Genomic DNA, 24005 nt, shown 5'->3' with positions numbered 1-24005 from the left:
ATGATTGTCGTGGAAAAACTGACAAAGCAGTTCAAGGGTCAGGTGGTGCTCAACGGCATCGATCTGCAGGTGAAGGAAGGCGAGGTGGTGGCAATCATCGGCCCCAGCGGCTCGGGCAAGACCACGTTCCTGCGTTGCCTGAATTTTCTGGAAGAACCCACCAGCGGCCGGATCAAGGTCGGTGACATCGAGATCGATGGCAGCCGCCCCCTGAACCAGCAGCAGAGCCTGGTACGACGCCTTCGCCAGCACGTGGGGTTTGTGTTCCAGAACTTCAATCTGTTTCCCCATCGCACAGCCTTGGAAAACGTTATCGAAGGCCCGATCGTGGTGAAAAAGATTCCACGAGCCGACGCCGTTGCCTTGGGTAAAAAGCTGTTGGCCAAGGTCGGCCTGGCGGGCAAGGAAGACGCTTACCCGCGACGCCTCTCCGGCGGTCAGCAACAGCGTGTGGCGATTGCCCGGGCGCTGGCGATGGAACCGGAAGTGATCCTGTTCGATGAACCGACCTCGGCGCTGGACCCGGAATTGGTGGGCGAAGTGTTGGCGACCATCCGCGGCCTGGCCGAGGAGAAACGCACCATGGTGATCGTCACCCACGAAATGGGTTTTGCTCGGGACGTGGCCAACCGTGTGGTGTTTTTCGACAAGGGTGTGATCGTCGAACAGGGCGAAGCCAAGGCACTCTTTGCCAACCCGAAAGAAGAACGGACGAAGCAGTTTCTCAGCAAGTTCCTTAACAACGCCTAGTTCAATTTCTACTAAAAACTGTCAACTTCCATGGATGGAAGTGGCACTTTCCTCGACTGATAAAATCTTCTATTCGCTTTCAACGACCGCCTTGATCAACTCCAATCATAGATAACTTTCCACCCTTCCATGCGGTACATATATATGTCCTGCAACAGATTCATCTCGCTTAGAATCCATAAAAACCCTCGCCACCCACAGTCCATGGGTTGCCACCTCCAAGGCATGCAGCCCATCAAAAATTGGACTAAATTCGACAGAGCATTAGGGTTTATTAACTGCACTACGTAGGAGATTTCTGAATAACCCAAGAACCAACCTTTAACCAATAAACACTATTGACACCTATTCGAACCCACTCTTATCTAGTCTCCAACAAGCGACTTCCATCAAACTCGATCACTCTTCAAATACACAAAAAGTGAATCGTTTTGTTGCCTGGTAATTCACGCCTTTCGATCTTTCAGAAACGGACTTCGCGGTAAGGCTTCAAGGAGAGAACCCCATGACAAGCACTTCGAACAAACCCGACCTTGCAGCCCCGACCCTGGCGCAAACTCACAAGGCCGGCATCAGCATCACCTCGGCCGCTCATCTAATGATCGACGTGCCGCCTTATCCAGGCATGGACGAAGGCGACCTGATCGAGCTGTTCTGGAACAACTGCTACGTGGCCTCCAGCCTGGTGGGGACAGACCATGGCGGCAAAGCGGTGAGCCTGCGGGTGCCGGAAAGCTTCATTGCCAACGGTTCTGCTCGCGTCCATTACAAGGTCATGCAGATCGGGCAAGGGCCAGCGATATCACCGGCGGCGCGCGTCCAGATCAAACTCGATTGCCCCGGCGGCCTGCCCTCGCCCCTTTGCGATGAGGAAAACCAGAGCCTGGCGCCGGTGTTCATTCCCGAGACCATTCGCCGTCAGGGGGTCAATCCGAACCAGGTCAAGCGCGGTGTGCCATTGACCATCGAACCCTACCTGAACATGGCCGCCGACGACGAAATCACCCTGCGCTGGGGCGATGTGCGCATGGACCTGCCCAAACTCAAGGCCGACGATGTGGGTCAGCCGATTCACGTCTGGGTGCCACCGGCAATCATTCTCGAAGCCGGCGAAGACCTTCGACTGGAAGTGACCTACTGCATCCTCGACCGGGTGGGTAACAACTCGCGCTGGGCACCGGCACGCACACTGAAAATCGGCTGTGCCAATCCTTACCTGAAAGAGCCGCCCAAAGAAGTGCTCAAAGCTGCTGAGCCTCGAAAGAAGTGAAGCGCCTGTAGTGCACGATATGAGGGCTTTTTGTGGCGAGGGAGCTTGCTCCCGCTGGGGTGCGAAGCGCCCCCAAAACTGGCTCACGTGTTTGTGTAATTGAATCGTGATGGCCGATTTTGCGACTGCTTCGCAGCCGCGCGGGAGCAAGCTCCCTCGCCACAGGGCTCGACCGTCCTGGCGATGCCACCCTTCTATGCATATTCCTAAAAGTTAGTTCATTAATTATTTATACGCGTTTAGGGTATATACACCGGACCACCGGACATTCGTGTTTTTCGTTCGCCGCAACACCTGCGGCGTTTTCATGAGATGTGAGGTAGGTATGGTCCGGAACACAATCACCCCAGTGCAAATCGCCAGGGCATTGCGTGCAGCCAAGGAGCGGCACTGATGTCCAGTCTGGCAGATGCAATCATCCAGAGTGATCTGGACATCGCCCCATTGTTGTTGCCCGCGCAGGTCTTGCGCAACGACGCACAAGCCATCAAGGCTGCCCAAGAGCTGGCGCAAGTCGCCCGCCTGCACGCCGCCAAACGTGACCAGCAGCGCAAGTTGCCCTGGTCGGAAATCGAACAGTTCACCCGCAGCGGCCTGGGCAGCATTGCCATCCCGCGTGAGTACGGCGGCCCACAGGTTTCATTCGTCACCGTTGCCGAAGTCTTCGCGATCATTTCCGCAGCCGACCCGGCCCTGGGGCAGATCCCGCAGAACCAGTTCGGGATTCTCAACCTGATACTGGGCAGTGCCACCGAGTCGCAGAAAAAACAGCTGTTCAAAAGCGTACTCGAAGGCTGGCGGATCGGTAACGCGGGGCCGGAGCGCGGTACCAAAAATACCCTGGAGCTCAAGGCGCGAATCACCGCCGACGGCGATAGCTTCGTCATCAACGGGCAGAAGTTCTACTCCACCGGCGCCTTGTTCGCCCATTGGGTGGCCGTCAAGGCGCTGAACGACGACGGCAAGCAAGTGTTGGCCTTCGTTCGTCGTGGCACGCCGGGTTTGCGCATCGTTGACGACTGGTCGGGATTCGGCCAGCGCACCACCGCCAGCGGCACCATTTTGCTCAACAACGTGCGGGTCGACGCCGAGTTGGTGGTGGATAACTGGAGGATCAACGACAGCCCGAACACTCAGGGCGCCGTATCGCAGCTGATTCAAGCAGCCATCGACGCCGGCATCGCCCGGGGCGCTATCGATGACGCCATCGAATTCGTGAAAACCCGTGCCCGGCCCTGGATCGACGCCAAGGTCGAACGGGCCAGCGACGACCTCTACGTGATCGCCGATATCGGCAAGCTGAAAATTGAACTGCACGCCGCCGAAGCGCTGCTGCGCAAGGCCGGGCAAGTGCTCGATCAGGTCAACGCCGCGCCGCTCACCGCCGAGTCTGCGGCACGCGCCTCGATTGCCGTTGCCGAGGCCAAAGTGCTGACCACCGAGATCTCGCTGCTGGCCAGCGAAAAACTCTTCGAGCTGGCCGGCAGCCGCGCCACCCTCGCCGAGTTCAACCTCGACCGCCACTGGCGCAATGCCCGGGTGCACACGCTGCACGACCCGGTGCGCTGGAAGTATCACGCGGTTGGCGCTTATCACTTGAACGGCACGTTGCCGGCTCGCCACTCCTGGATTTAACGACCAGATCGCTGGAGAAACACATGTCTCTTTCTCGAAACGTCGCGGTCATTACCAGCGATGAGCAAGCCCTGATCGTCGCCGGTGACCTGGCCGACGACTTCAAACGCGACAGCGCCCTGCGCGACCGCGAACGTCGTTTGCCGCACCCGGAACTGGAAGTGTTTTCCCGTTCGGGTCTTTGGGGCATCAGCGTGCCAAAGGAATACGGCGGCGCCGGGGTTTCCAACGCCACCCTGGCCAAAGTGATCGCGTTGATCGCCCAGGCTGACGGCTCCCTGGGGCAGATCCCGCAGAACCATTTCTACGCCCTCGAAGTGCTCCGTGTGAACGGCAGCCATGAGCAGAAAAAACGCCTGTACGCCGAAGTGCTGGCCGGCCAGCGTTTCGGCAATGCACTGGCGGAACTGGGCACCAAAACCGCCCATGACCGCGTCACCCGCCTGACCCGCGACGGTGACGGCTATCGCATCAACGGCCGCAAGTTCTACGCCACCGGCGCCATTTACGCCCAGCGCATCCCCACCTCAGTAGTGGATGAAAACGGCGTGCAGCAGCTGGCCTTCGTCCCGCACAACAGCAAAGGCCTGACGGTCATCGACGACTGGAGCGGCTTCGGCCAGCGCACCACCGGCAGCGGTTCGGTGGTGTTCGAGGATGTCTACGTTGCCGCCGAGGACGTGATTCCATTTCAAAGCGCATTCGAACGCCCGACCACTGTCGGCCCATTGGCGCAGATTCTCCACGCCGCGATCGACACCGGCATTGCCCGCGCAGCCTATGAAGATGCATTGCATTTCGTGCGGACCAAAACCCGGCCGTGGATCGACGCCACGCATGAAACAGCCACCGAAGACCCACTGACCATCAAGAGCTTCGGCCACTTGAGCATTCGCCTGCACGCCACCGAAGCCTTGCTGGAGCGCTCCGGCGAATTCCTTGACCAGGCCCAGGCCGACACCAATGCCGAGACCGTCGCCGCCGCGTCGATTGCGGTTGCCGAAGCCCGGGCCATCAGCACCGAGATCTCCCTCGCCGCCGGCAGCACGTTGTTCGAACTGGCTGGTAGCCAGGCGACTCTGATTGAGCACGGCCTCGATCGCCACTGGCGCAACGCCCGGGTGCACACCCTGCACGACCCGGTGCGCTGGAAGTATCACGCGGTGGGCAATTACTACCTCAACGATGAAAACCCGCCGTTGCGGGGGACCATTTGATGAGCAAAAAGAAGATCCTGCTCAACGCGTTCAACATGAACTGCATCGGGCACATCAACCATGGTCTGTGGACCCATCCACGGGACAACTCCACCCAATACAAAACCATCGAGTACTGGACTGAGCTAGCGCAACTGCTGGAGCGCGGACTGTTCGACGGTCTGTTCATCGCCGACATCGTCGGTGTGTACGACGTCTACCAGAACTCGATCGACGTGCCGCTCAAAGAGTCGATCCAGTTGCCGGTCAACGATCCGCTGCTCCTGGTCTCGGCCATGGCCGCGGTCACCAAGAACCTCGGCTTCGGCCTGACCGCCAACCTGACCTACGAGCCGCCGTATCTGTTCGCCCGACGCCTGTCGACCCTCGATCATCTGAGTCGTGGACGGGTCGGCTGGAACATCGTCACCGGCTATCTGGACAGCGCCGCCAAGGCCATGGGCCTCAGCGAGCAGGTGGAACACGACCGACGCTACGACCAGGCCGACGAATACCTGCAAGTGCTCTACAAACTCTGGGAAGGCAGCTGGGAAAACGGCGCGGTGCTCAACGACCGCGAGCAACGGATCTACGCCCAGCCAGACAAAGTGCACAAGGTCGAGCACAAGGGCGAGTTCTATCAGGTCGAGGGTTATCACCTCTGCGAGCCGTCGCCGCAACGCACGCCGGTGCTGTTCCAGGCCGGCAGCTCCGATCGCGGTTTGCTGTTCGCCGGTCGGCATGCCGAGTGCGTGTTCATCAGCGGCCAGAACAAACCGGCGACCCGGGCTCAAGTGGACAAGGTTCGCGCCAGCGCCGTCGAGGCCGGGCGCAATCCTTGGGACATCAAGGTGTTCATGGGCTTGAACGTGATCGTCGGCGCCACCGAAGCGCTGGCCTGGGCCAAGCATGCCGAATACCTGAGCTACGCCAGCGCCGAGGCCGGCGTCGCGCACTTTTCGGCGTCCACCGGGATCGATTTTTCCGAGTACGAACTCGACGAACCGATCCAGTACGTGAAGAGCAACGCCATCCAGTCTGCCACCAAGAACCTGCAAAACAACGACTGGACCCGCCGCAAACTGCTGGAACAACACGCCCTCGGTGGCCGCTACATCACCGTGGTCGGCTCACCTGAGCAAGTGGCCGATGAGCTGGAATCATGGATCGCCGAAACCGGCCTCGACGGCTTCAACCTGACACGGATCGTCACCCCGGAAAGCTATGTGGATTTCATTGAGCTGGTGATTCCGGAGTTGCAGCGCCGAGGGTCATACAAGACCGCTTACGACGACGGCAGCCTGCGGGAAAAACTGTTTCAGCGTGACGCGCATTTGCCTGAGCAACACACGGGCTCCCACTACCGACACTAAAAACTGTGGCGAGGGAGCTTGCTCCCGCTCGACTGCGCAGCAGTCGCAAAACCTGCTGGCGAGTTTCAACTGACTGACCTCATTGAATGGCTTTGGGGCCGCTTCGCAGCCCAGCGGGAGCAAGCTCCCTCGCCACAAAAGCATGCACATTAAACAATTGACTGGAAAATCATCATGACCAAAAAACTCTTATCCCACCCAGTCAAAGCACTGGCCCTGGCCCTCGGCCTCTTCAGCTCCATCACCTTCGCCGCCGACGCGCCGCTGAAAGTCGGCACCACCGCCGCCTTCGCCATTCCGCTGGAAGCCGCCGTAGAGGAAGCCAGCAAACAAGGCCTGAAAGTCGAACTGGTGGAATTCAGCGACTGGATCGCTCCCAACGTCAGCCTCGCCTCGGGCGACATCGATGTGAACTATTTCCAGCACATCCCGTTCCTGGAAAACGCCAAGGCCGCGGCCGGCTTTGATCTGGTGCCGTTCGCCCCGGGCATCATCAACAACGTCGGCCTCTATTCGAAGAAATACAAAAGCTTCGCCCAGTTGCCAGAAGGCGCCAGCGTGGCCATCGCCAACGACCCGATCAACAGCGGTCGCGGCCTGCAACTGCTAGCCAAGGCAGGCTTGATCACCCTCAAACCGGGCGTCGGCTACAAGGCCACCGAAGAAGACATCATCGCCAACCCGAAGAAAATCAAAATCCTTCAGGTTGAAGCCGTGCAACTGGTACGCGCCTATGACGACGCCGATCTGGTCCAGGGTTATCCGGCCTACATTCGCCTGTCGAAAACCTTCGATGCCAGCTCCGCGCTGCTGTTCGACGGTCTCGATCACAAGGAATACGTAATCCAGTTCGTGATCCAGCCGAAAAGCAAAACCGACCCACGGCTGATCAAATTCGTCGACATCTATCAGCACTCGCCAGCGGTTCGCGCAGCGCTGGATAAGACCCATGGCAAGCTCTATCAAGCTGGCTGGGAAAGCTGAGCATGACGGCCGCCATCCAACGGCGACTGGAGACTCCAGAGCCACACAGTGCTGAACGCACCGAGCTCCACCCCGAGCTGAACCGCGCCCACGTGCGCTTCATCGGCCTGGGTAAAACCTACAATGGCCAGCAAGGTCCGGTGGCGGCCCTGCACGGTATCGACCTGGCAATCCAACGCGGCGAAGTGTTCGGCATCATCGGGCGCAGCGGTGCCGGCAAGTCGTCTCTGATCCGTACCATCAACCGCCTCGAACAACCGAGCAGCGGGCGAGTGCTGATCGATCAGGTGGACATCGGCGAGTTCGATGAAGACCGTCTGGTGGCGCTGCGCCGACGCATCGGCATGATCTTCCAGCACTTCAATCTGATGTCGGCCAAGACGGTTTGGCAGAACGTCGAGTTGCCGCTGAAAGTCGCCGGTGTTCCCAAGGAAAAACGCGAGCAGAAGGTCCGTGAATTGCTCGAACTGGTCGGCCTGCAAGGCAAGCACAAGGCTTATCCGGCGCAGCTTTCCGGCGGGCAGAAACAACGTGTCGGCATCGCCCGTGCGTTGGTGCATGACCCGGAGATTCTGCTGTGCGACGAGGCCACTTCGGCCCTCGATCCGGAGACCACCCAATCGATCCTCGGCCTGCTGCGCGAGATCAACCAGCGACTGGGCCTGACCATCGTGCTGATCACCCACGAGATGGCGGTGATCCGCGATATCTGCGATCGGGTCGTGGTGTTGGAGCACGGGCGAATCGTCGAGCAAGGGCCGGTCTGGGAGGTCTTCGGCAACCCGCAGCATGAAGTGAGCAAGACCTTGCTCGCGCCGCTGCAACACGGCCTGCCGGATGAACTGCAAAGCCGCTTGCGGGCACAGCCGCAGTCTTCGGGCGCTGCCGTGGTCCTGCGCTTGCAATTCACCGGCAATACCCGCGACGAGCCAGACCTGGCGGCGCTTTTCAGCGCCCTCGGTGGCCGCGTGCGTTTGCTGCAAGGGGGCGTGGAACGGATTCAGGGCCATGCGCTGGGTCAATTGCTGCTGGCGGTGACCGGTTCGTCCCTCGGTGCCGAGGAATTACGTCAACGCGCCGGGCATTGGGCGCAACAGGTGGAGGTGCTGGGTTATGTGGTTTGATCGATTGCTGCAAGGTTTCATCGATACCTTCCTGATGGTCGGCGTGTCGTCACTGATCGCGCTGTTGGTGGGCATTCCGCTGGCGGTGATTCTGGTCACCAGCACCAAGGGCGGGATCTACGAAGCACCGGCGCTGAACCGCGCACTGGGCGCGTTCGTGAACCTGTTCCGCTCGATTCCGTTTCTGATTTTGATGGTGGCGCTGATTCCGTTCACCCGGTTGATCGTCGGCACCACTTATGGCGTTTGGGCAGCGGTGGTGCCGCTGACTATTGCCGCTACGCCGTTCTTCGCACGCATCGCCGAAGTCAGCCTGCGGGAAGTCGACCACGGGTTGATCGAAGCGGCGCAGGCAATGGGTTGCCGACGCTGGCATATCGTCTGGCATGTGCTGCTGCCCGAGGCGCTGCCGGGGATTGTCGGCGGCTTCACCATTACGCTGGTGACCATGATCAACTCGTCGGCCATGGCCGGGGCGATTGGCGCTGGTGGGTTGGGCGACATTGCTTATCGATATGGGTATCAGCGCTTTGACAGCCAGATCATGTTGACGGTGATTGTGTTGCTGGTGGTGTTGGTGGCGGTGATTCAGTTGGGTGGGGATCGGTTGGCGCGGGGGTTGAACAAGCGCTGAATCAAGATCAAAAGTGCGAAAGCGCTTATAGTCAGTGCTTCTTTCTTTTTCTGTGCAGCCGACCATGAAACAGACTCCCGCCGACCTGGAGCAGATCACCTCTACCACCCTGGGCCATTACAATGCGGTGGCCGAGGACTTCCGTGAAGGCACTCGCGATCACGATGTCAGCCAGAACATCGATGCCCTGTTGCGGCACATCCAGGGTGAGGCGCCCTTCAGCATTCTCGACTTTGGCTGTGGCCCCGGCCGCGACCTGAAAACCTTCACCCGCCTGGGCCACATCGCCATCGGGCTCGACGGTTCGGAAAAGCTTGCGCAGATGGCTCGGGACGACAGCGGGTGTGAGGTCTGGCAGCAGGACTTCCTGAAGCTCGATCTGCCAGCCGAGCGGTTTGACGGGATTTTTGCCAATGCGGTGCTGTTTCATGTCCCGAGTCAGGAGTTGCCCAGGGTGTTGAAGCAACTGCGCGCGGCATTGAAGCCGGGCGGTGTGTTGTTCAGTTCCAATCCCCGTGGCGAGAATCAGGAAGGCTGGAACGGACCGCGTTATGGGGCGTATTACGACCTGGCGGCGTGGCAACAAATGCTGACCGAGGCGGGGTTTGTGGAGCTTGAGCATTACTACCGGCCGGCAGGGCTGCCGCGGGAGCAGCAGCCTTGGTTGGCCAGCGTTTGGCGTCGAGCCGACTGATCGTTACGGCGCTTGTTTCTTCGGCTCGCGTACCTTGTACCAGGCCACATACAGCGCCGGCAAAAACAGCAGCGTCAGCAAGGTGGCGATGATGATCCCGCCAATCATCGCGTAGGCCATCGGCCCCCAGAACACTTCCCGGGCAATCGGGATCATCCCCATGCTCGCCGCCGCTGCCGTCAACAAAATCGGCCGACGCCGATGTTCCGTGGCCTGCACCACCGCGTCCCACGGCGTATAACCGCTCTTCTCGAAAGAATCGATTTGGGTCACCAGAATCACCGAGTTGCGGATGATGATGCCGATCAGCGCCAGAATCCCGAGGATCGCCACGAAGCCCATGGGCGTGCCCGTCGGGATCAGCGCCAGCACCACGCCGATCAAGCCGAGCGGCGCGACGCTGGCCACCAGGAACAGCTTCTGCACGCTGTGCAACTGGATCATCAGGAAGGTCGCCATCAAAAACAGCATCAACGGCACCACCTTGGCAATCGGCCCCTGGGCCTTGCCGCTTTCCTCCACCGTGCCGCCAGTGGCGACTTTGTAGCCCACCGGCAAACCGGCGGCGAACTTGTCGATGTCCGGTTGCAACTGCTTCACCAGGTCGGTCGGCTGAATCTCGTCGCGCACCGCAGCCTTGATGGTGATGGTCGGTTTGCGGTCACGACGCCATACCAGCGGTTGCTCCAGTTCGTAGCGCACCGTGGCGAACGCCAGCAGCGGTATCGAAGTGCCGCCGGGGGTGACGATCTGCAAGTTCTGCAAGGTTTCCGGGCTGCCGCGCTCGGCATCTTCAGCGCGGCCGACCACGTCGATCAGGTAGATGTCGTCATCGACCTGCGTCACCGGCGAGCCGACGACGATGCTGTTCATCAGGTTCGCCACGTCTTCCGACGACAGCCCCAGTTGCCGCGCCTTGTCTTGCGCGATGTCGATGCGTAGCACTTTTCCCGGCTCGTTCCAGTCGTAAATGATCTCGCCGATGTGCGGGTTTTTATCCAGTTCAGTGGCCAGGGCGATCGCGTGTTTGCGCACTTGATCGATGTCTTTACCGCTGACCCTGTATTGAATCGGACGCCCCACCGGCGGGCCCATTTCCAGGGCCTGGACGTAACTGCCGATGCCGACGAAGTCTTCACGCAAGCGCTTTTGCAAACGAGCAGTCAGCGCCGTGCGTGACTCAAGGCCTTTGCTGACGATCACCAGTTGCGCGTAGTACGGGTTCTGCAACTGCTGGTCGAGAGGCAGGTAGAAACGGATCGCACCCTCGCCGATGTAGGTGCTCCAGCGCACGATGTCCGGGTCGCCCTTGAGCGTCGCTTCGAGCTTGTCCACGGCTTTGCGGGTTTCGGCGATCGAGGCGTTTTGCGGCAGGTTCAGGTCGACGAGGATTTCCGGGCGGTCCGAGGACGGGAAGAACTGGTTCTGCACGAACTGCATGGAAAACACCGAGAGCACGAACAGCGCCACGGTGATACCGATGGCCCACCAGCGATTGCGCATGGCCCACAGCAGGCCGCCATTGAACGCCCGACCGATGCGCCCTGGCTCTGCGTCGTGAGGTTTCACATTGCTGCTCAGAATATGCACACCGAGTACCGGGGCGAACAGCACGGCGACGATCCATGACACCAGCATGGCCACCGCGATCACCGCGAACAGCGTGAAGGTGTACTCACCGGCGGAGCTCGCGTTCAAACCGATCGGCACGAAACCGGCGACGGTAACCAGCGTGCCGGTGAGCATCGGGAACGCCGTCGAGGTGTAGGCGAAGGTCGCCGCCTGTTCTTTGGTTTCGCCCATTTCCAGGCGCGTGACCATCATCTCCACCGTGATCATCGCGTCGTCCACCAGCAGGCCGAGGGCGATGATCAGCGCTCCGAGGGAAATCCGCTGCATGGTGATGCCACTGTATTCCATGAAGAGGAAGACCATCGCCAGCACCAACGGAATCGAACACGCCACCACCAGCCCGGCGCGCACGCCAAGGCTGACGAAGCTGACGATCAGCACGATCACCACGGCTTCGAACAACGCACTGGTGAAACCGCCGACAGCTTCTTCCACCACTTCGGCCTGATCGGAAACGTTATGCACGCCAACGCCCACCGGCAGGTCGGCCGTCAGCTCGTTCATGCGCAGATGCAGCGCCTTGCCAAATGCCTGAATGTTGCCGCCCTTCTTCATGGCGATTGCCAGGCCGATGGCCGGCTGGCCGTTGAAACGAAACTCCGGGGTGGCAGGATCGACATAGCCACGGCTGATGTCGGCGATGTCGGCCAGGCGGTAGAAGCGGTCGTTGAGCTTCAGGTTGACGTTGGCCAGGTCTTTCTCAGAGGCAAACTGCCCCGAGGTCCGCACCGAAATCCGCTCGGGGCCGGCCTCGATCACTCCCGCCGGGGTCACGGCATTCTGTGATTGCAGGCTCTGCACCACCTGGCGCTGATCGATGCCGAGGGCGGCGAGTTTGCGGGTGGAGAAGTTCAGGTACAGCACTTCATCCTGCTCGCCGATCATTTCGACCTTGCCCAACCCTGGCACTTCACGGATTTCGGCACGCACCTGTTCCACGTAATCGCGTAGCTGGCGCATTGACAGGCCGTCAGAGGTAAAGGCATACACCGAACCGAACACGTCACCGAACTCATCGTTGAAGCCCGGCCCTTGCAGGCCTTGCGGGAAGTCGCCGCGGATGTCGTTGATCTTCTTGCGCACCTGATACCAGATTTGCGGAATGTCCTTGGCGCTGGTGGTGTCGAGCAGGTTAACGAAGACCGTCGATTCGCCGGGGCGGGTGTAGCTTTTCACGTAATCGAGCGAGTCGAGTTCTTCGAGTTTTTTCTCGATCCGGTCAGTGACCTGCTTGAGGGTTTCTTCCTGGGTCGCGCCGGGCCAACGGGTCTGGATCACCATGGTTTTGATGGTGAACGACGGGTCTTCTTCACGGCCCAGGTTCAGGTAGGAAAACACGCCCATCAACAGCGCGACGAACATCAAATACCAGACAAACGACTGATGCTTGAGGGCCCACTCGGATAAGTTGAAACTCCCTTTCATTGCGGGCTGCCCTCATCAATTCTCACTTTCTGCCCCGGTTTTAGGCTGTTCACACCGGCACTGACCACCCGCTCGCCGGATTTCACACCGTTGGCCACGACCACTGTGTCGTCGGTCCGGCTGACCAGGCTGACCTCCCTTGGGGCAACGGTTTGCGTCTGTGGATCGACGACCCAGATCCGTGTTTTCCCATCGACCTCCTGCAATGCGCTCGCCGGCAGTTCGAGGCGCGGCTTGATGGCGGAGCTGAGGGTCACGCTGATCGCCGTGCCGAGGTGAAAACCCGGTGGCGTATCAGTCAGGCTCAGGCGGGCACGACGGGTACGGGTCGCGCTTTGGGCCTGGGGTTCGATTTCACGCACGATGGCGGTGCTGGTGATGCTCGGGTCCAGCTGCGAGGCGACCTGGAACACCACGTCGGCCGGCAAATCATCGACCAGGGTGTCGGGCAAGTCGATCACTGCTTCCTTGATGTCCGGCTGCGCCAGGGTCACCACTTGCTGGCCGGCGGTCACCACTTGCCCGGCTTCGGCATTCCACGCGGTGACAATGGCTTTGTGATCGGTGCGCAGCTCGACGTAGTTGAGTTGGTCCTGCGCCTGGTTGACGGCGGCCCTGGCTTGATCGAGGGACGCCTGGGTGGTTTTCAGTTCGGTCTGGGCGATGTCCAGTTGTGCCTGGGCACCGACCCCGCGATTGAACAGTTCCTGCTGACGCCGGGCGTTGGCCTGGGCGTTGATGAGCTGCGCCTGAACACGCGCCAGGTCACCCTGGGCCGAGCGCAACTGGTTCTGCTGATCGGTGGGGTCGAGGGTGGCGAGCAAGGCGCCTTTCTGGACTTCGGCGCCGACATCGACATTGCGGCTGGCGATACGCCCCGGCACCCGGAAACCGACATTGCTTTCGTAACGGGCCTGAATGCTGCCGGCGAACCGGCCGAGATCCTCTTGATGGAGCGCTTTCACTTCCACAGACAACACCGGCCGCACCGGTTCTGGCGGCGCTTCTTCCTTGGAACAGGCGACCAGCAGTACAGCGGCGGACAACAGCAACAGGTGCTTCATGGTTGGGCTCCTGTGGTTGGGGTCTGATCGGTATTTTCGACGACCTCCACCCGTACGCCCGGGTGCAGCAACTGGCCGCCCGCGGTGACGACTTTTTCGCCACCGGTGAGGCCGGCGCTGACAATGACTTTGCCGGTCAGGTAACGGCCAACGGTGACCGTGTGCAACTGCGCCTTGCCCTCGGCGTCCACCAGCCACACGGCCGGGTCGCTGAGGTTTTTGGTCAGGGCCGCCCAGGGCAGTTCCACTGCGGTTTTACCCACTGGCTTGGCCGTGGCGCTCACCACCGAGCCGAGCTGCATGCCTTCAGGGAGACCGTCGAGGCTGACTTTGACTTGCACCGTGCCGGTCTGCGCGGACACCGCTGGCGTGACCTCCCGAACGGTGCCCGTGGTCTTGACCTTCGGATTGTCGAGCAGGCTGACCACAATCGATCGGTCCGACGGCGGCTCGGTCAGCAGCGATTCGTAAACGTTGAACACCGCGTCACGCTCGCCATCCCGGGCCAGGCTGAAAATCGGCACCGTGGCCTGCACCACCTGGCCGACTTCGGCCTGGCGCGCGGTAATCACGCCTGGCGCATCGGCAATCAACGCGGTGTAGCTCAGTTGATCGCGGGCGTTGGCCAATTGCGCTTGAGCCGCGCTCAATGCGCTCTGGCTGCTGCGCAAGGCCGCTTGGGCGGAGTCGTATTCGCTCTGGCTGGTGTAGCCCTTGGGCAGGAGTTTTTGCTGGCGAACGAAGGCGGCGGCAGTCTGTTTGACCCGCGCCTGCTCGGCAACCACCTGGGCCTGGGCCGAATCGACATTGGTTTGCAGGTCTTTGGGGTCAAGCCTGGCCAGCACTTGTTTGGCCGACACCCGGTCACCGACATCGACCATGCGCTGGATGATCTTGCCGCCCACGCGGAACGACAACTCGGTCTGGACTCGGGCCTGAACATCACCGGTGAGTGTCACCGCGGCGGCGTAATCGGTTGGCTTGACCTCTTGCACGAAGACTCGCGGACGGTCCTTCTCGACGGGCTTTTTTTCACCACAGGCGGTCAGCAAGGCGAAGAGGCTCAGGCCAACCATTAATTTCAATCCAGGACCCGCCATGCAGACTCCTTTGCGTTGTACGTACGTGCCAGTGACGATACGACTGTGAGCTTAGAACAGGGTTCAACAGGTGCACGGGTTTGCTACGTACCTTATGGCCTGGGGACTATCCTGTGGCGAGGGAGCTTGCTCCCGCTCGGCTGCGCAACAGACGCAAACCTGCTATCTCGTTTTGCCTGACACACCTCGTTTAACTTTTTTGAGCCGCTTCGTAGCCCAGCAAGAGCAAGCTCCCTCGTCACAGACGATCACAGTCGCCGACGATAAGACAAACTGGCGGACCCTGCAGCAGGAAGCTCCCCATGCTCAAAACCCTCGCGGTGGCCAACTACCGCTCGATCAATAAATTGGTGATTCCGCTCGAACGGCTGAACCTGATCACCGGCCCCAACGGCAGCGGTAAATCCAATCTCTACCGCGCCTTGCGTCTGCTGGCGGAAACTGCTCAGGGTGGAGTGGTCAATGGCTTGGCACGCGAGGGTGGGCTGGATTCGACCTTCTGGGCCGGGCCGGAAACCATCACCCAGCGCATGCGCACTGGTGAAATCCCGGTCCAGGCAACCATGCGACACGGCGTCAAGCGCCTGCGCCTGGGGTTTGCCGGCGAAGACTTCAGCTACTCGATCGCGCTGGGCCTTGCGGAACCGAGTCTTTCCGCGTTTTCTCTGGACCCGGAAATCAAAAGGGAATGCATCTGGTCCGGGCCGTTCTATCGCCCGGCCAGCTTGCTGGTGGATCGTGACGGCCCGATGATTCGCACACGGGCCGGACGCGACTGGGAGGTGCTGGCCCAGCGCACACCGAATTTCGACAGTCTGTTCGATCAGGTTGGTAGCTTGCGTACCTCGCCGGAAGTCTTGCAGCTGCGTGAATTCATCCGCCGTTGGCGCTTCTACGATCACTTTCGCAGCGATGCCGAAGCTCCGGCGCGACAACCACAACTGGGCACTCGCACGCCGGTGTTGCACCACGACGGTCGCGACCTCGCGGCGGCATTACAGACCATCCGCGAAATCGGCGATCCCGAAGCCTTGCAGGCGGCGATCAGCGATGCGTTCCCCGGCGCGACGCTGAACATCGCATTGCTGCAAGGTGGCCGATTTGCAATCGAGTTTTATCAGGAAGGGTTGTTGCGGCCACTGTCCGCCGCCGAATTGTCGGACGGGACGTTGCGCTATCTGTTGCTGGTCGCGGCATTGCTGACACCCCGGCCGCCGACGCTGATGGTACTGAATGAGCCGGAAACCAGTCTGCATCCGGACTTGTTGCCGGCGTTGGCGCGGTTGATTATTCGAGCGTCCGAACAGTGCCAGGTGTGGGTGGTGTCCCATGCGCGGCGCTTGATCTCGGCATTGCAGCAAGACCCGGAATGCAATTGCATTGTGCTGGAGAAAGATTTCGGCCAGACCGGGATGGTCGGGCAGCGGATGCTGGATGAGCCGGTGTGGTATTGGCCCGACTGAGACACACTGATCGTTCCCTCGCTCTGTGGCGAGGGAACAAGCTCCCTCACCACAGGTGGGAACGATCAGCTGAAGCAAATCACCCCTGCCACTTCCCACCCTCGACAATCACGCTCTCAGGCCTGGTGTCATCGCTCAGCTCTTTACGCACGTACTGGTCGTACAGCTTGAGCAAAAATTTATCCTCACCCAGCTTCGCCAACTCCGCATTCACCCAATCACGCAGTTCGATGTTGCCCTTCTTTACCGCCGGGGCGATCGGTGCTTCGGCGCCCAACTTCTGTTCCAGTACACGGTAGCCCGGGTTTTGTTTGGCCCAGCTGAACAGCACCAGATTGTCCTGCGCATAAGCGTCGCCGCGACCATTGGCCAGGGCTTGCAGGGACTCGGAGTTTTTCTCGAACTTCAGCAGTTTCCAGTCCGGGTGATTTTTGGTCAGCCAGACATCGGCTGTGGTGCCCGTGGTCACGATAGTCGTGCGGGTCGCCAGGTCATCAAGGTTCTTCACTGAACTGGCCTGCGGTACCAGCGCCTGCACCGCCACCTTGAGGTTCGGGTTGGTGAAGTCCACCGCTTCCTTGCGCTCCGGGGTGACGGTCATGTTGGCCAGGATCAGGTCGACCTTGTCGCTTTGCAGGAATGGAATCCGGCTCGCCGGCTCCACCGCCACGAACTCGACTTTGTTTTCATCGCCCAACAGATCCTTGGCGAATTGGCGGCCAATGTCGGTATCGAACCCCACGTAGCGCCCGGCTTCATCGACAAAACCGAACGGCGGTTTGTCGGTGAACACGCCGACAATCAGCTTGTCCCGGGCTTTGATCTTTTCCAGGTAACCGGCCGGTGCGCTGCTGACGCTGGCGACTTTCGGCTTGGCCGGTTCTTCGGTTTTGTTGCAACCGGCCAGCAGCGCCAGGCCGAATAGCGGGAGTAGCAGTAGAGAAGACTTGGCAGTTTTCATGGCAGTTCCAATTCCTTTGTTTGAGTCGTTTTGGGTAGTGCGGCGACGAAGGAGAACTTCTCCAGGAACTGCTGCGCTCGTGCGGTTTGCGGGTTCGTAAAGAAAATCTCGGGGGGTTGTTGCTCAAGGATGCGCCCGGCGTCCATGAACACGATGCGGTCGGCCACGGCGCGGGCGAAGGCCATTTCGTGGGTGACAATCAGCAGGGTCATGCCCTCGCGGGCCAGCCCCTGAATCACTTCGAGTACCTCCTTGACCATCTCCGGGTCGAGGGCGGCGGTGACTTCGTCAAAGAGCATGACTTGGGGGTTCATGCACAGCGAACGGACGATGGCGATGCGTTGCTGCTGACCACCGGAGAGCTGACGCGGGAACGCGTCGCGCTTGTCCAACAGGCCTACGCGCGCCAGCAAGGCTTCGGCCTGGGCACGGGCTTCGCGGCGGTCGCGCTTCTGCACTTTCACCGGGCCAAGCAGCACGTTATCGAGCACGCTCATGTGCGGAAACAGGTGATAACTCTGGAATACCATGCCGATCTGCTGACGCACTTCGCGCCAGTCGGTGCCCTTGTCCAGCAACTCACGCCCGGCAAAATTCAAGCTGCCGCTGTGAGCGACTTCCAGGCCGTTGAGGCAGCGCAGCAAGGTGCTTTTGCCACAGCCGCTGGGGCCGAGGATGACGATCACTTCGCCCGTTCTCACCTTCAGGTCGATGCCGTTGAGCACCTGCTGCTCGCCGAAAAACTTGTTGAAACCCTTGAACTCGATCAATGCGCTCATGCTTGCGTCCAGCGCCGCTCCAGCACGCGGGAAGCGGCTGACAGCGGGTAGCAGATGAAAAAGAAAAACAGAAACAGCGCGCCGTAGATCAGTACCGATTCGTAGGTGCGCTCGATGATCTGCTGGCCGACCTTGATCACGTCCACCACGCCGATCAGCACCGCCAGAGAGCTGGTCTTGATGATCCGCGTGTAGATGTTGATGGTCGGCGGCGTCATGCGTTTCAGCGCCTGGGGCAGCAGCACGTAGCCATAGAGTTGCGGGCCGTTCAAGCCAATCGACAATCCCGCTTCTCGCTGGCCGCGCGGTAACGAATGCAAGGCGCCGCGCACCACTTCCCCGACTTCGCTGGCGCCCCACAGCGACAGCACCAGCACCGCGCACCAGAAGCTCGGAATGCTCAGGCCGAAAAAAATCGGCAGGCCGAAGAACAACAAATACAACCAGACCAGCACCGGGATCGCCCGGAACAATTCCAGATAAACCCGCAGCATTGCGTTGAGCCATGTCGAATTCAGCGTGCGCAACACGCCGTAGAGCACCCCGCCGACGGTGCTGAAGGCGATGCTCAGGAATGAAATCGACAAGGTTTGTGCAGCGCCCTTGCCCAATTGCGGCAACGACACCATGAGCAACTCAAGACCCGAACTGGCCATGCTGGAGCCTCCTTTCCAGACGGCTGAGCAGCAGCGACAACGGCAAAAACAACAGCACGCAGATCAACGTCAGCACGGCGAGCATTTCGTAGGTTTTGTAATAGAGCGCGATGTAGCTCTTGGTGGTGTAGAGAATCTCCGGCACCGCCACCGCCGAGACCACAGTGGTTTCCTTGAGCAGGAATATGAAATTGGCGAACAGCGACGGCAGGCTGAGGATGCCGGCCTGCGGCAAGATCACGTAGCGCAGCAATTGCCCGTGGGACAAGCCTATTGAACGACCGGACTCAAGTTGCGCCTGGGGCACCGCATCCACGCCGGCACGCAAGACTTCGGTGAGGTAGGCTCCGCCGAGAAAGGTCATGGTGATGATCGCTGCGGCGAAGCCCGAGACTTTGATGCCCAGGGCCGGCAAGGCGAAGTAGACGAAGAACAACTGGATCAGCAATGGCGTGTTACGCGCCAACTCCACATACAGCCCGACCAGGCGCTGCAGGTAAGGCGTGCGAAACACCAGAATCGTCGCGTTGACCAGCGCCACCAGCAATGAAGTGCCGATGGCGATGAAGCCGACCTGCAGCGTCACGCCAACGGCTTTGAGAAACGCCGGCACGGTGCTGAGGATAAATGCGTAATCGAAGGTCATTGAACATACTGTACGCCGCTCGGTAAGCGACGATGGCGCAGTCCATGGGCAGTGGATAACCACCCGGCAGGCGCCAACTTTAAAGGTATAAAAAGAGGAATTTAAATACCGTTAAAGCATATTGATATCACGCAAAAAACTATTCTGCGGATTTGCGACGGCAGCGGGGGACGGTTATTTTCCTTTGCGCTGTAGGAGGGATCTTTTTTTCAAAATGCCCCTCCAAGGACGTGCAGCTTTTGGCCAGACTCCCCCGGCCGAACCATCACAAGGAAGAGAACATGGCTGACGTAAACGTGCCACAGCGGCTGGATCCGCAGGACATCGTGAAATTGCTGGTGGCGCTGCGCAAGGCGTTGAAGACGCGGGTGGCCTGAAATCTTTTGATCTTGGCGCAATAAAAAACGCCGACGCTGTAGTAGCCGTCGACGTTTGAAACCTTGAAGGGGTTCGAGACGGCGGTGAATCAGAACGCCGGCAGTACCGCGCCGCTGTATTTCTTGTCGATGAACGCCTTCACTTCCGGGCTGGTCAGGGCCTTGGCCAGTTTCTGGATGGCAACGCTGTCCTTGTTGTCCGGACGTGCCACCAGGAAGTTCACGTAAGGCGAATCGGCACCTTCGATCACCAGCGCGTCTTTAGCCGGGTTGAGGCCCGCGTCCAGCGCGTAGTTGGTGTTGATCATGTCCAGATCGACCTGGTCCAGAACACGCGGCAGCATGGCCGATTCCAGTTCCTTGAACTTGAAATTGTGCGGGTTCTTGGCGATGTCTTTCGGGGTGGCCAAAGCGTTTTTCGGGTCTTTCAACTCGATCAGGCCAGCCTTCTGCAGCAGGATCAGGGCACGGCCGCTGTTGCTGCCTTCGTTCGGGATGGCGATGGTTGCGCCGTCCTTCAGCTCAGCCAGGGTTTTGACTTTCTTCGAGTAGCCGCCGAACGGTTCGACGTGCACGCCGATCACAGTCACCAGGTTCGTGCCTTTGCCTTCGTTGAAGCTTTTCAGGTACGGCAGGGTCTGGAAGTAGTTGGCGTCCAGACGCTTCTGATCGACCTGCACGTTCGGCTGAACGTAGTCGGTGAAGACTTTGATTTCCAGGTCCACGCCTTCTTTGGCGAGGGTAGGCTTGATCAGTTCAAGAATCTCGGCATGTGGAATCGGCGTCGCCGCAACCACCAGTTTCTCGCCAGCCTGGGCCAGACCCGCGGTCAGGGCAGCCGCCAATGCGGTGAACAACAGAACCTTTTTCATGCAGTGTCCTTATCGAAAATCACGGTCGTCATCGACGACGGCTAAATGTTTAGGTGCCAGTGAAGTGCTATCGCTGGCGTGACGCGGACGATACCGGGATTTTTTATTCCCGAACAATATCTTTTATTCACTTTCATATTCCATTTTGTTCATACAGCCCCCCTTCCATAAATCCATGCACGACCCTGCAGGAGCGCGACTTGCCCACTAAGCCGTCCTCCAGACAGACCGAGTTGTCTGATTCGCGAGCAAGCTTCGCTCCTACAGAAGCCCCGTCGCTTTGAGCAGGTCTTTCAAGGCCTCTTTTTCGGCGGCGGAGCCGCTGCCGAGGATTTTTTTCAGTTGCTGCTCGATCTGTAGCAACGATGCAGGCGCCTCGGGCAGATTCAAATGCTCCGGCAAAATCTCATCGCCAGTACTCACCAGCAGCGCAAAGTGAATGACGTTCTCCAGCTCCCGGGTGTTGCCCGGCCAACTGTGTTGCTCCAGCAGATGCTGCGCGGCTTCGCTGATCAGTGGCACCGGCAGGTCGAGGCGCTGGCTGTAGATGCCGAGGAAGTATTCGGCCAGCGACAAAATATCGCCCACCCGCTCACGCAAGGCCGGCAGTTCGAGTTGGCCCTCGCTGAGGTAGTGATAAAGCCGCTCATGGAATTTTCCGGCCGCCACTGCCTGGGCCAGATCGATGCTGGTGGCCGCCACCAGACGCACGTCCACCGGGCTCGGCTGGTGCGCACCGACGCGGGTGACTTCGTGGTTTTCCAGGGCTGCGAGCAACTTGATCTGGATCGGCAGCGGCAGGTCGCCGATCTCGTCCAGGTACAAGGTGCCGCCATTGGCCGAGCCGAACCAGCCGGCACGACTGCTGGCCGAACCGCTGTAGCTGCCGGCGGCATAGCCGAACAGTTCAGCATCGGCGTAAGTCGGGCTGATCGCACCGCAATTGACGGATACGAACAACCCGCCACGATCACTGGCGCGGTGGATGTGCCGCGCCAGCAGTTCTTTACCGCTGCCGGTTTCACCGCGAATCAACACCGAGATCGAACGTGGCGCCAGTTGTTCCAGCTCCTGGCGCAATTGCCGGGAACGCGGATCGACAAACACCAGCGCCTTGGCGCGGATGCTCAGCGGGCTTTTCTCCGCATCGGGAAAGGTCAGCAATGGCTGACCGAAGGTTTCATGCAAACTCATGGCAGACTCCCGCCCAAAACCGCCGGGAGACGGGGGCGATTTTTAAAGAAAAAGAATAAGGTTCAAGCGCGGCGCAGGGCGTGCTGCTCCATGCGGTTCTGCAGCCGATAAAGGTAGGCAAAACCCTGCTCCCAGCGCCGGTGACCGGACTTCACGTTGATGTGCCCGGCCCCCGATAAAATCCCCGCCTCGGCGCCCCATTGACGCGCCAGTTCAAGCGCACGTGGCGCGCTCACGGCGGCGTCGTTGTCAGAGCTGACGACCTGGCTCGGGAACGGCAATAAATGGGTCGGGATCGGCGCAAAGTTGCGCAGGGCCGGCGCGCAGGCCGGGCGCTCGACGTCCGCCGGCGCGACCAGCAAGGCGCCGCGCACTTGACGCAAAAATTGCAGCGGCGCGGTGGCTGCCCAATGGGCAACGGTGATGCAACCCAGGCTATGGGCGATCAGGATCACAGGCGTGCTGTCGGCGGCAATCGCCTCGGCCAACGCTGCGACCCAGTCTTCACGACGAGGCGTCAGCCAATCGGCCTGCTCCACCCGCGCGCTGTTTGGCAGACTGTTCTGCCAGTGGGTTTGCCAATGATCTTCTGGCGATCCTTGCCAGCCCGGCACAATCAGGTAGCGAATTGATTCGTTGCGCATGGGGGAGCTCTCCTGCTGTGTGTCTGTTCCTGATCGAGTATAGGGAGGAGAGTTATATTCGTTAAGGAATAAGAAGCTATTTATTAAGACCCATATCGAATATTAAATAAATCCCCTGTGGGAGCGGGCTTGCCCGCTCCCACAGGGATTTGTGTTTTCCATAGGTAATAAAAAAGGGGCCGCACCCTGCCAAGGAGACGGCCCCGGAAACACAAAATCTGTTTGCGCTGATCAACAATCCTGAAGCCGATGATTGGCGAAATCGGTTATCCAATAAAGGAATATTTAATTACTTTATTAGACCTAAATCACATATACGAATCATCTTCGGCAATCGCCGACCCCTCGCTGCTTGCGTCACAACTTAGCGTCCCTTTGGGTCAAATTGATGACGAGCGTTTTTCGCCTTTGAGTTTCCGGGTGCCTTGCTCAAACCTGGGCGGCATGCACCTGACGGGGTTCTGTGGTCGCCTTGTGCGCAAATCGGTTCGCCCGTGCAAACGTCCCGAAATCATTGAACCGCACACCCATCTCACGCATCACCTCATGCGCCACCGGCACCGTCATCTGGCGGATGTAAAACGGTTCCTTCACCACAAAATGATGGATCCCGTGGCTGCTGCCGAAGTTGAAGCAGAACGCCTGCAACGGCCACAGCCACCAAGGGTTCAAGACCTGAGTCTGCTGAATCACATTCCCCGGCTCGACGTCACCGTAGTAGTGCATGTTCGAGCTTACAAAGTGCAGGCAGAACGTGCGCAACACGTTCGGACCGATGATCACCACGACAGCGATGTCGATCACTTGCATCACCGCCAATGTCGTCGCCGACCATTCGATGGGCGCCCCCGATAGATGCGCGATGCCGTTGACGGCGTGAAAACCGAGGAACACATACCACGCCCCCCAATGCATCAGCGCCAGCGGTGCGTAAACTTTCAGGGAGCGCTTGAGGATGCTGAACTTGTGCGCCCAGGTCTTGGCCCGCAGCATGCGGATAAGCGCCGACATCACGTTGTCGCCAACCATCAACAGCCGCGCAAAACCCCAGGGCTCACCGTTGGTGATCGCCCGCTCTTCCATGTCGGCTTCAGTGCCGGACACCTTGTGGTGGTTGAGGTGCAAATGGCGGCGGATCCACGGATTGATGGTGCTCGGCCGCGCCAGCCACACCAGGCCCATCATCAGGTTATGCGGCACCCGCTGTTTGCGAAAATACATGCTGTGGATCAGGTCATGCTCAAGTTCATGGGTCAACGAAGCGAAAAACGCGTTGACCAACAGGCATGCCCACCAGGTCATGTATCCGTTGATATAGAGCACTGCCGAACCGATCATCCCGGCCAGGGCGAAGGCCAGGATGCCCGCACCCAAGGCGTCCTGATGGTTGAGAATCGGGTAGCGCCGACGCAACTCGACGCCCTTGGCCAATACCACCTGGCGAATATGCGCTGATCGTTGTGCTGCATTCAGTCGCTGGGGACTTGCAGAAGTACCGTCCATGCTTCCATCCTCTGGTTATTGATGTTCGC

21 protein-coding genes are annotated in these 24005 nt (G+C 59.7%); 10 read left to right on the top strand and 11 right to left on the bottom strand.

Going from position 1 to position 24005, the window contains the following annotated elements; all coding sequences use genetic code 11:
• The 9 genes from tcyN to LOY28_RS01000 all read left to right on the top strand — a co-directional run bounded on the left by tcyN (position 1) and on the right by LOY28_RS01000 (position 9660).
• Positions 1 to 750: an L-cystine ABC transporter ATP-binding protein TcyN gene (gene tcyN / locus LOY28_RS01040; protein WP_007939567.1), complete on the top strand. Its 750-nt coding sequence runs from the start codon at positions 1 to 3 to the stop codon at positions 748 to 750.
• A gap of 505 nt (positions 751 to 1255) precedes the next feature.
• Positions 1256 to 2020, top strand: coding sequence for a hypothetical protein (locus LOY28_RS01035; protein ID WP_258612950.1), 765 nt, complete (start codon positions 1256 to 1258; stop codon positions 2018 to 2020).
• 393 nt (positions 2021 to 2413) lie between these two features.
• A complete protein-coding gene (locus LOY28_RS01030; protein WP_258612949.1) occupies positions 2414 to 3655 on the top strand; it encodes an SfnB family sulfur acquisition oxidoreductase in 1242 nt (413 codons plus the stop codon).
• Positions 3656 to 3678: 23 nt separating this feature from the next.
• Positions 3679 to 4872: an SfnB family sulfur acquisition oxidoreductase gene (locus LOY28_RS01025; RefSeq protein WP_258612948.1), complete on the top strand. Its 1194-nt coding sequence runs from the start codon at positions 3679 to 3681 to the stop codon at positions 4870 to 4872.
• Complete coding sequence (locus LOY28_RS01020) at positions 4872 to 6224, top strand: LLM class flavin-dependent oxidoreductase (RefSeq protein WP_258612947.1); 1353 nt, start codon at positions 4872 to 4874, stop codon at positions 6222 to 6224. The genes LOY28_RS01025 and LOY28_RS01020 overlap by 1 nt, the downstream gene beginning before the upstream one ends.
• A 174-nt stretch (positions 6225 to 6398) precedes the next feature.
• The gene (locus LOY28_RS01015; protein WP_258612946.1) at positions 6399 to 7208 is read left to right on the top strand and encodes a MetQ/NlpA family ABC transporter substrate-binding protein; all 810 of its coding nucleotides are present in this window, start codon (positions 6399 to 6401) and stop codon (positions 7206 to 7208) included.
• A 2-nt stretch (positions 7209 to 7210) separates the two neighbouring features.
• A complete protein-coding gene (locus LOY28_RS01010; protein ID WP_111453980.1) occupies positions 7211 to 8332 on the top strand; it encodes a methionine ABC transporter ATP-binding protein in 1122 nt (373 codons plus the stop codon).
• Positions 8322 to 8966 (top strand): methionine ABC transporter permease, encoded by a 645-nt coding sequence (locus tag LOY28_RS01005; RefSeq protein ID WP_018929342.1) that lies wholly within the window; start codon positions 8322 to 8324, stop codon positions 8964 to 8966. The genes LOY28_RS01010 and LOY28_RS01005 overlap by 11 nt, the downstream gene beginning before the upstream one ends.
• Positions 8967 to 9030: 64 nt before the next feature.
• Positions 9031 to 9660, top strand: a complete 630-nt coding sequence (locus LOY28_RS01000) for a bifunctional 2-polyprenyl-6-hydroxyphenol methylase/3-demethylubiquinol 3-O-methyltransferase UbiG (RefSeq protein ID WP_018929343.1) — start codon at positions 9031 to 9033, stop codon at positions 9658 to 9660.
• A 3-nt stretch (positions 9661 to 9663) separates the two neighbouring features.
• On the opposite strand, the gene LOY28_RS00995 is transcribed toward LOY28_RS01000, so the two are convergent.
• From LOY28_RS00995 to LOY28_RS00985, 3 genes are read right to left on the bottom strand one after another with little or no spacing between them, the layout of a single operon-like run.
• Positions 9664 to 12717 (bottom strand): efflux RND transporter permease subunit, encoded by a 3054-nt coding sequence (locus tag LOY28_RS00995; protein WP_018929344.1) that lies wholly within the window; start codon positions 12715 to 12717, stop codon positions 9664 to 9666.
• The gene (locus LOY28_RS00990; RefSeq protein WP_018929345.1) at positions 12714 to 13781 is read right to left on the bottom strand and encodes an efflux RND transporter periplasmic adaptor subunit; all 1068 of its coding nucleotides are present in this window, start codon (positions 13779 to 13781) and stop codon (positions 12714 to 12716) included. Before LOY28_RS00990 ends, LOY28_RS00995 begins: the two co-directional genes overlap by 4 nt.
• Entirely contained in the window at positions 13778 to 14881 is a 1104-nt protein-coding gene (locus LOY28_RS00985; RefSeq protein ID WP_064615805.1) for an efflux RND transporter periplasmic adaptor subunit, read from the bottom strand. Before LOY28_RS00985 ends, LOY28_RS00990 begins: the two co-directional genes overlap by 4 nt.
• A 302-nt stretch (positions 14882 to 15183) precedes the next feature.
• On the opposite strand from LOY28_RS00985, the gene LOY28_RS00980 reads away from it, so the two are divergent.
• Positions 15184 to 16344, top strand: a complete 1161-nt coding sequence (locus LOY28_RS00980; protein ID WP_258612945.1) for an AAA family ATPase — start codon at positions 15184 to 15186, stop codon at positions 16342 to 16344.
• A 79-nt stretch (positions 16345 to 16423) separates the two neighbouring features.
• Here the strand turns inward: LOY28_RS00980 and LOY28_RS00975 are convergent, their stop codons facing one another.
• The 8 genes from LOY28_RS00975 to LOY28_RS00940 form a co-directional block, all read right to left on the bottom strand.
• Positions 16424 to 17305, bottom strand: a complete 882-nt coding sequence (locus LOY28_RS00975; protein ID WP_086944175.1) for a transporter substrate-binding domain-containing protein — start codon at positions 17303 to 17305, stop codon at positions 16424 to 16426.
• Complete coding sequence (locus tag LOY28_RS00970; RefSeq protein ID WP_258612944.1) at positions 17302 to 18084, bottom strand: amino acid ABC transporter ATP-binding protein; 783 nt, start codon at positions 18082 to 18084, stop codon at positions 17302 to 17304. Before LOY28_RS00970 ends, LOY28_RS00975 begins: the two co-directional genes overlap by 4 nt.
• Positions 18081 to 18740 carry an amino acid ABC transporter permease gene (locus tag LOY28_RS00965; RefSeq protein WP_258612943.1) on the bottom strand — a complete coding sequence of 220 codons (660 nt, stop codon included), beginning with the start codon at positions 18738 to 18740 and terminating at the stop codon, positions 18081 to 18083. The genes LOY28_RS00970 and LOY28_RS00965 overlap by 4 nt, the downstream gene beginning before the upstream one ends.
• A complete protein-coding gene (locus LOY28_RS00960; protein WP_064615797.1) occupies positions 18721 to 19386 on the bottom strand; it encodes an amino acid ABC transporter permease in 666 nt (221 codons plus the stop codon). Before LOY28_RS00960 ends, LOY28_RS00965 begins: the two co-directional genes overlap by 20 nt.
• Before the next feature lie 466 nt (positions 19387 to 19852).
• The gene (locus tag LOY28_RS00955) at positions 19853 to 20635 is read right to left on the bottom strand and encodes a MetQ/NlpA family ABC transporter substrate-binding protein (protein ID WP_007941045.1); all 783 of its coding nucleotides are present in this window, start codon (positions 20633 to 20635) and stop codon (positions 19853 to 19855) included.
• 261 nt (positions 20636 to 20896) lie between these two features.
• The gene (locus LOY28_RS00950; RefSeq protein WP_018929353.1) at positions 20897 to 21829 is read right to left on the bottom strand and encodes a sigma 54-interacting transcriptional regulator; all 933 of its coding nucleotides are present in this window, start codon (positions 21827 to 21829) and stop codon (positions 20897 to 20899) included.
• A gap of 62 nt (positions 21830 to 21891) precedes the next feature.
• Positions 21892 to 22473: an alpha/beta hydrolase gene (locus LOY28_RS00945; protein ID WP_064615794.1), complete on the bottom strand. Its 582-nt coding sequence runs from the start codon at positions 22471 to 22473 to the stop codon at positions 21892 to 21894.
• Between the two features lie 429 nt (positions 22474 to 22902).
• Positions 22903 to 23976 carry a fatty acid desaturase gene (locus tag LOY28_RS00940; RefSeq protein ID WP_258612942.1) on the bottom strand — a complete coding sequence of 358 codons (1074 nt, stop codon included), beginning with the start codon at positions 23974 to 23976 and terminating at the stop codon, positions 22903 to 22905.
• Between the last annotated feature and the right edge of the window lie 29 nt (positions 23977 to 24005).

The organism is Pseudomonas sp. B21-017, from assembly GCF_024749245.1.
Lineage (GTDB): Bacteria > Pseudomonadota > Gammaproteobacteria > Pseudomonadales > Pseudomonadaceae > Aquipseudomonas.
Note: the sequence above shows the minus strand (reverse complement) of the source record. Positions and strands in the feature narration are given on the sequence as shown.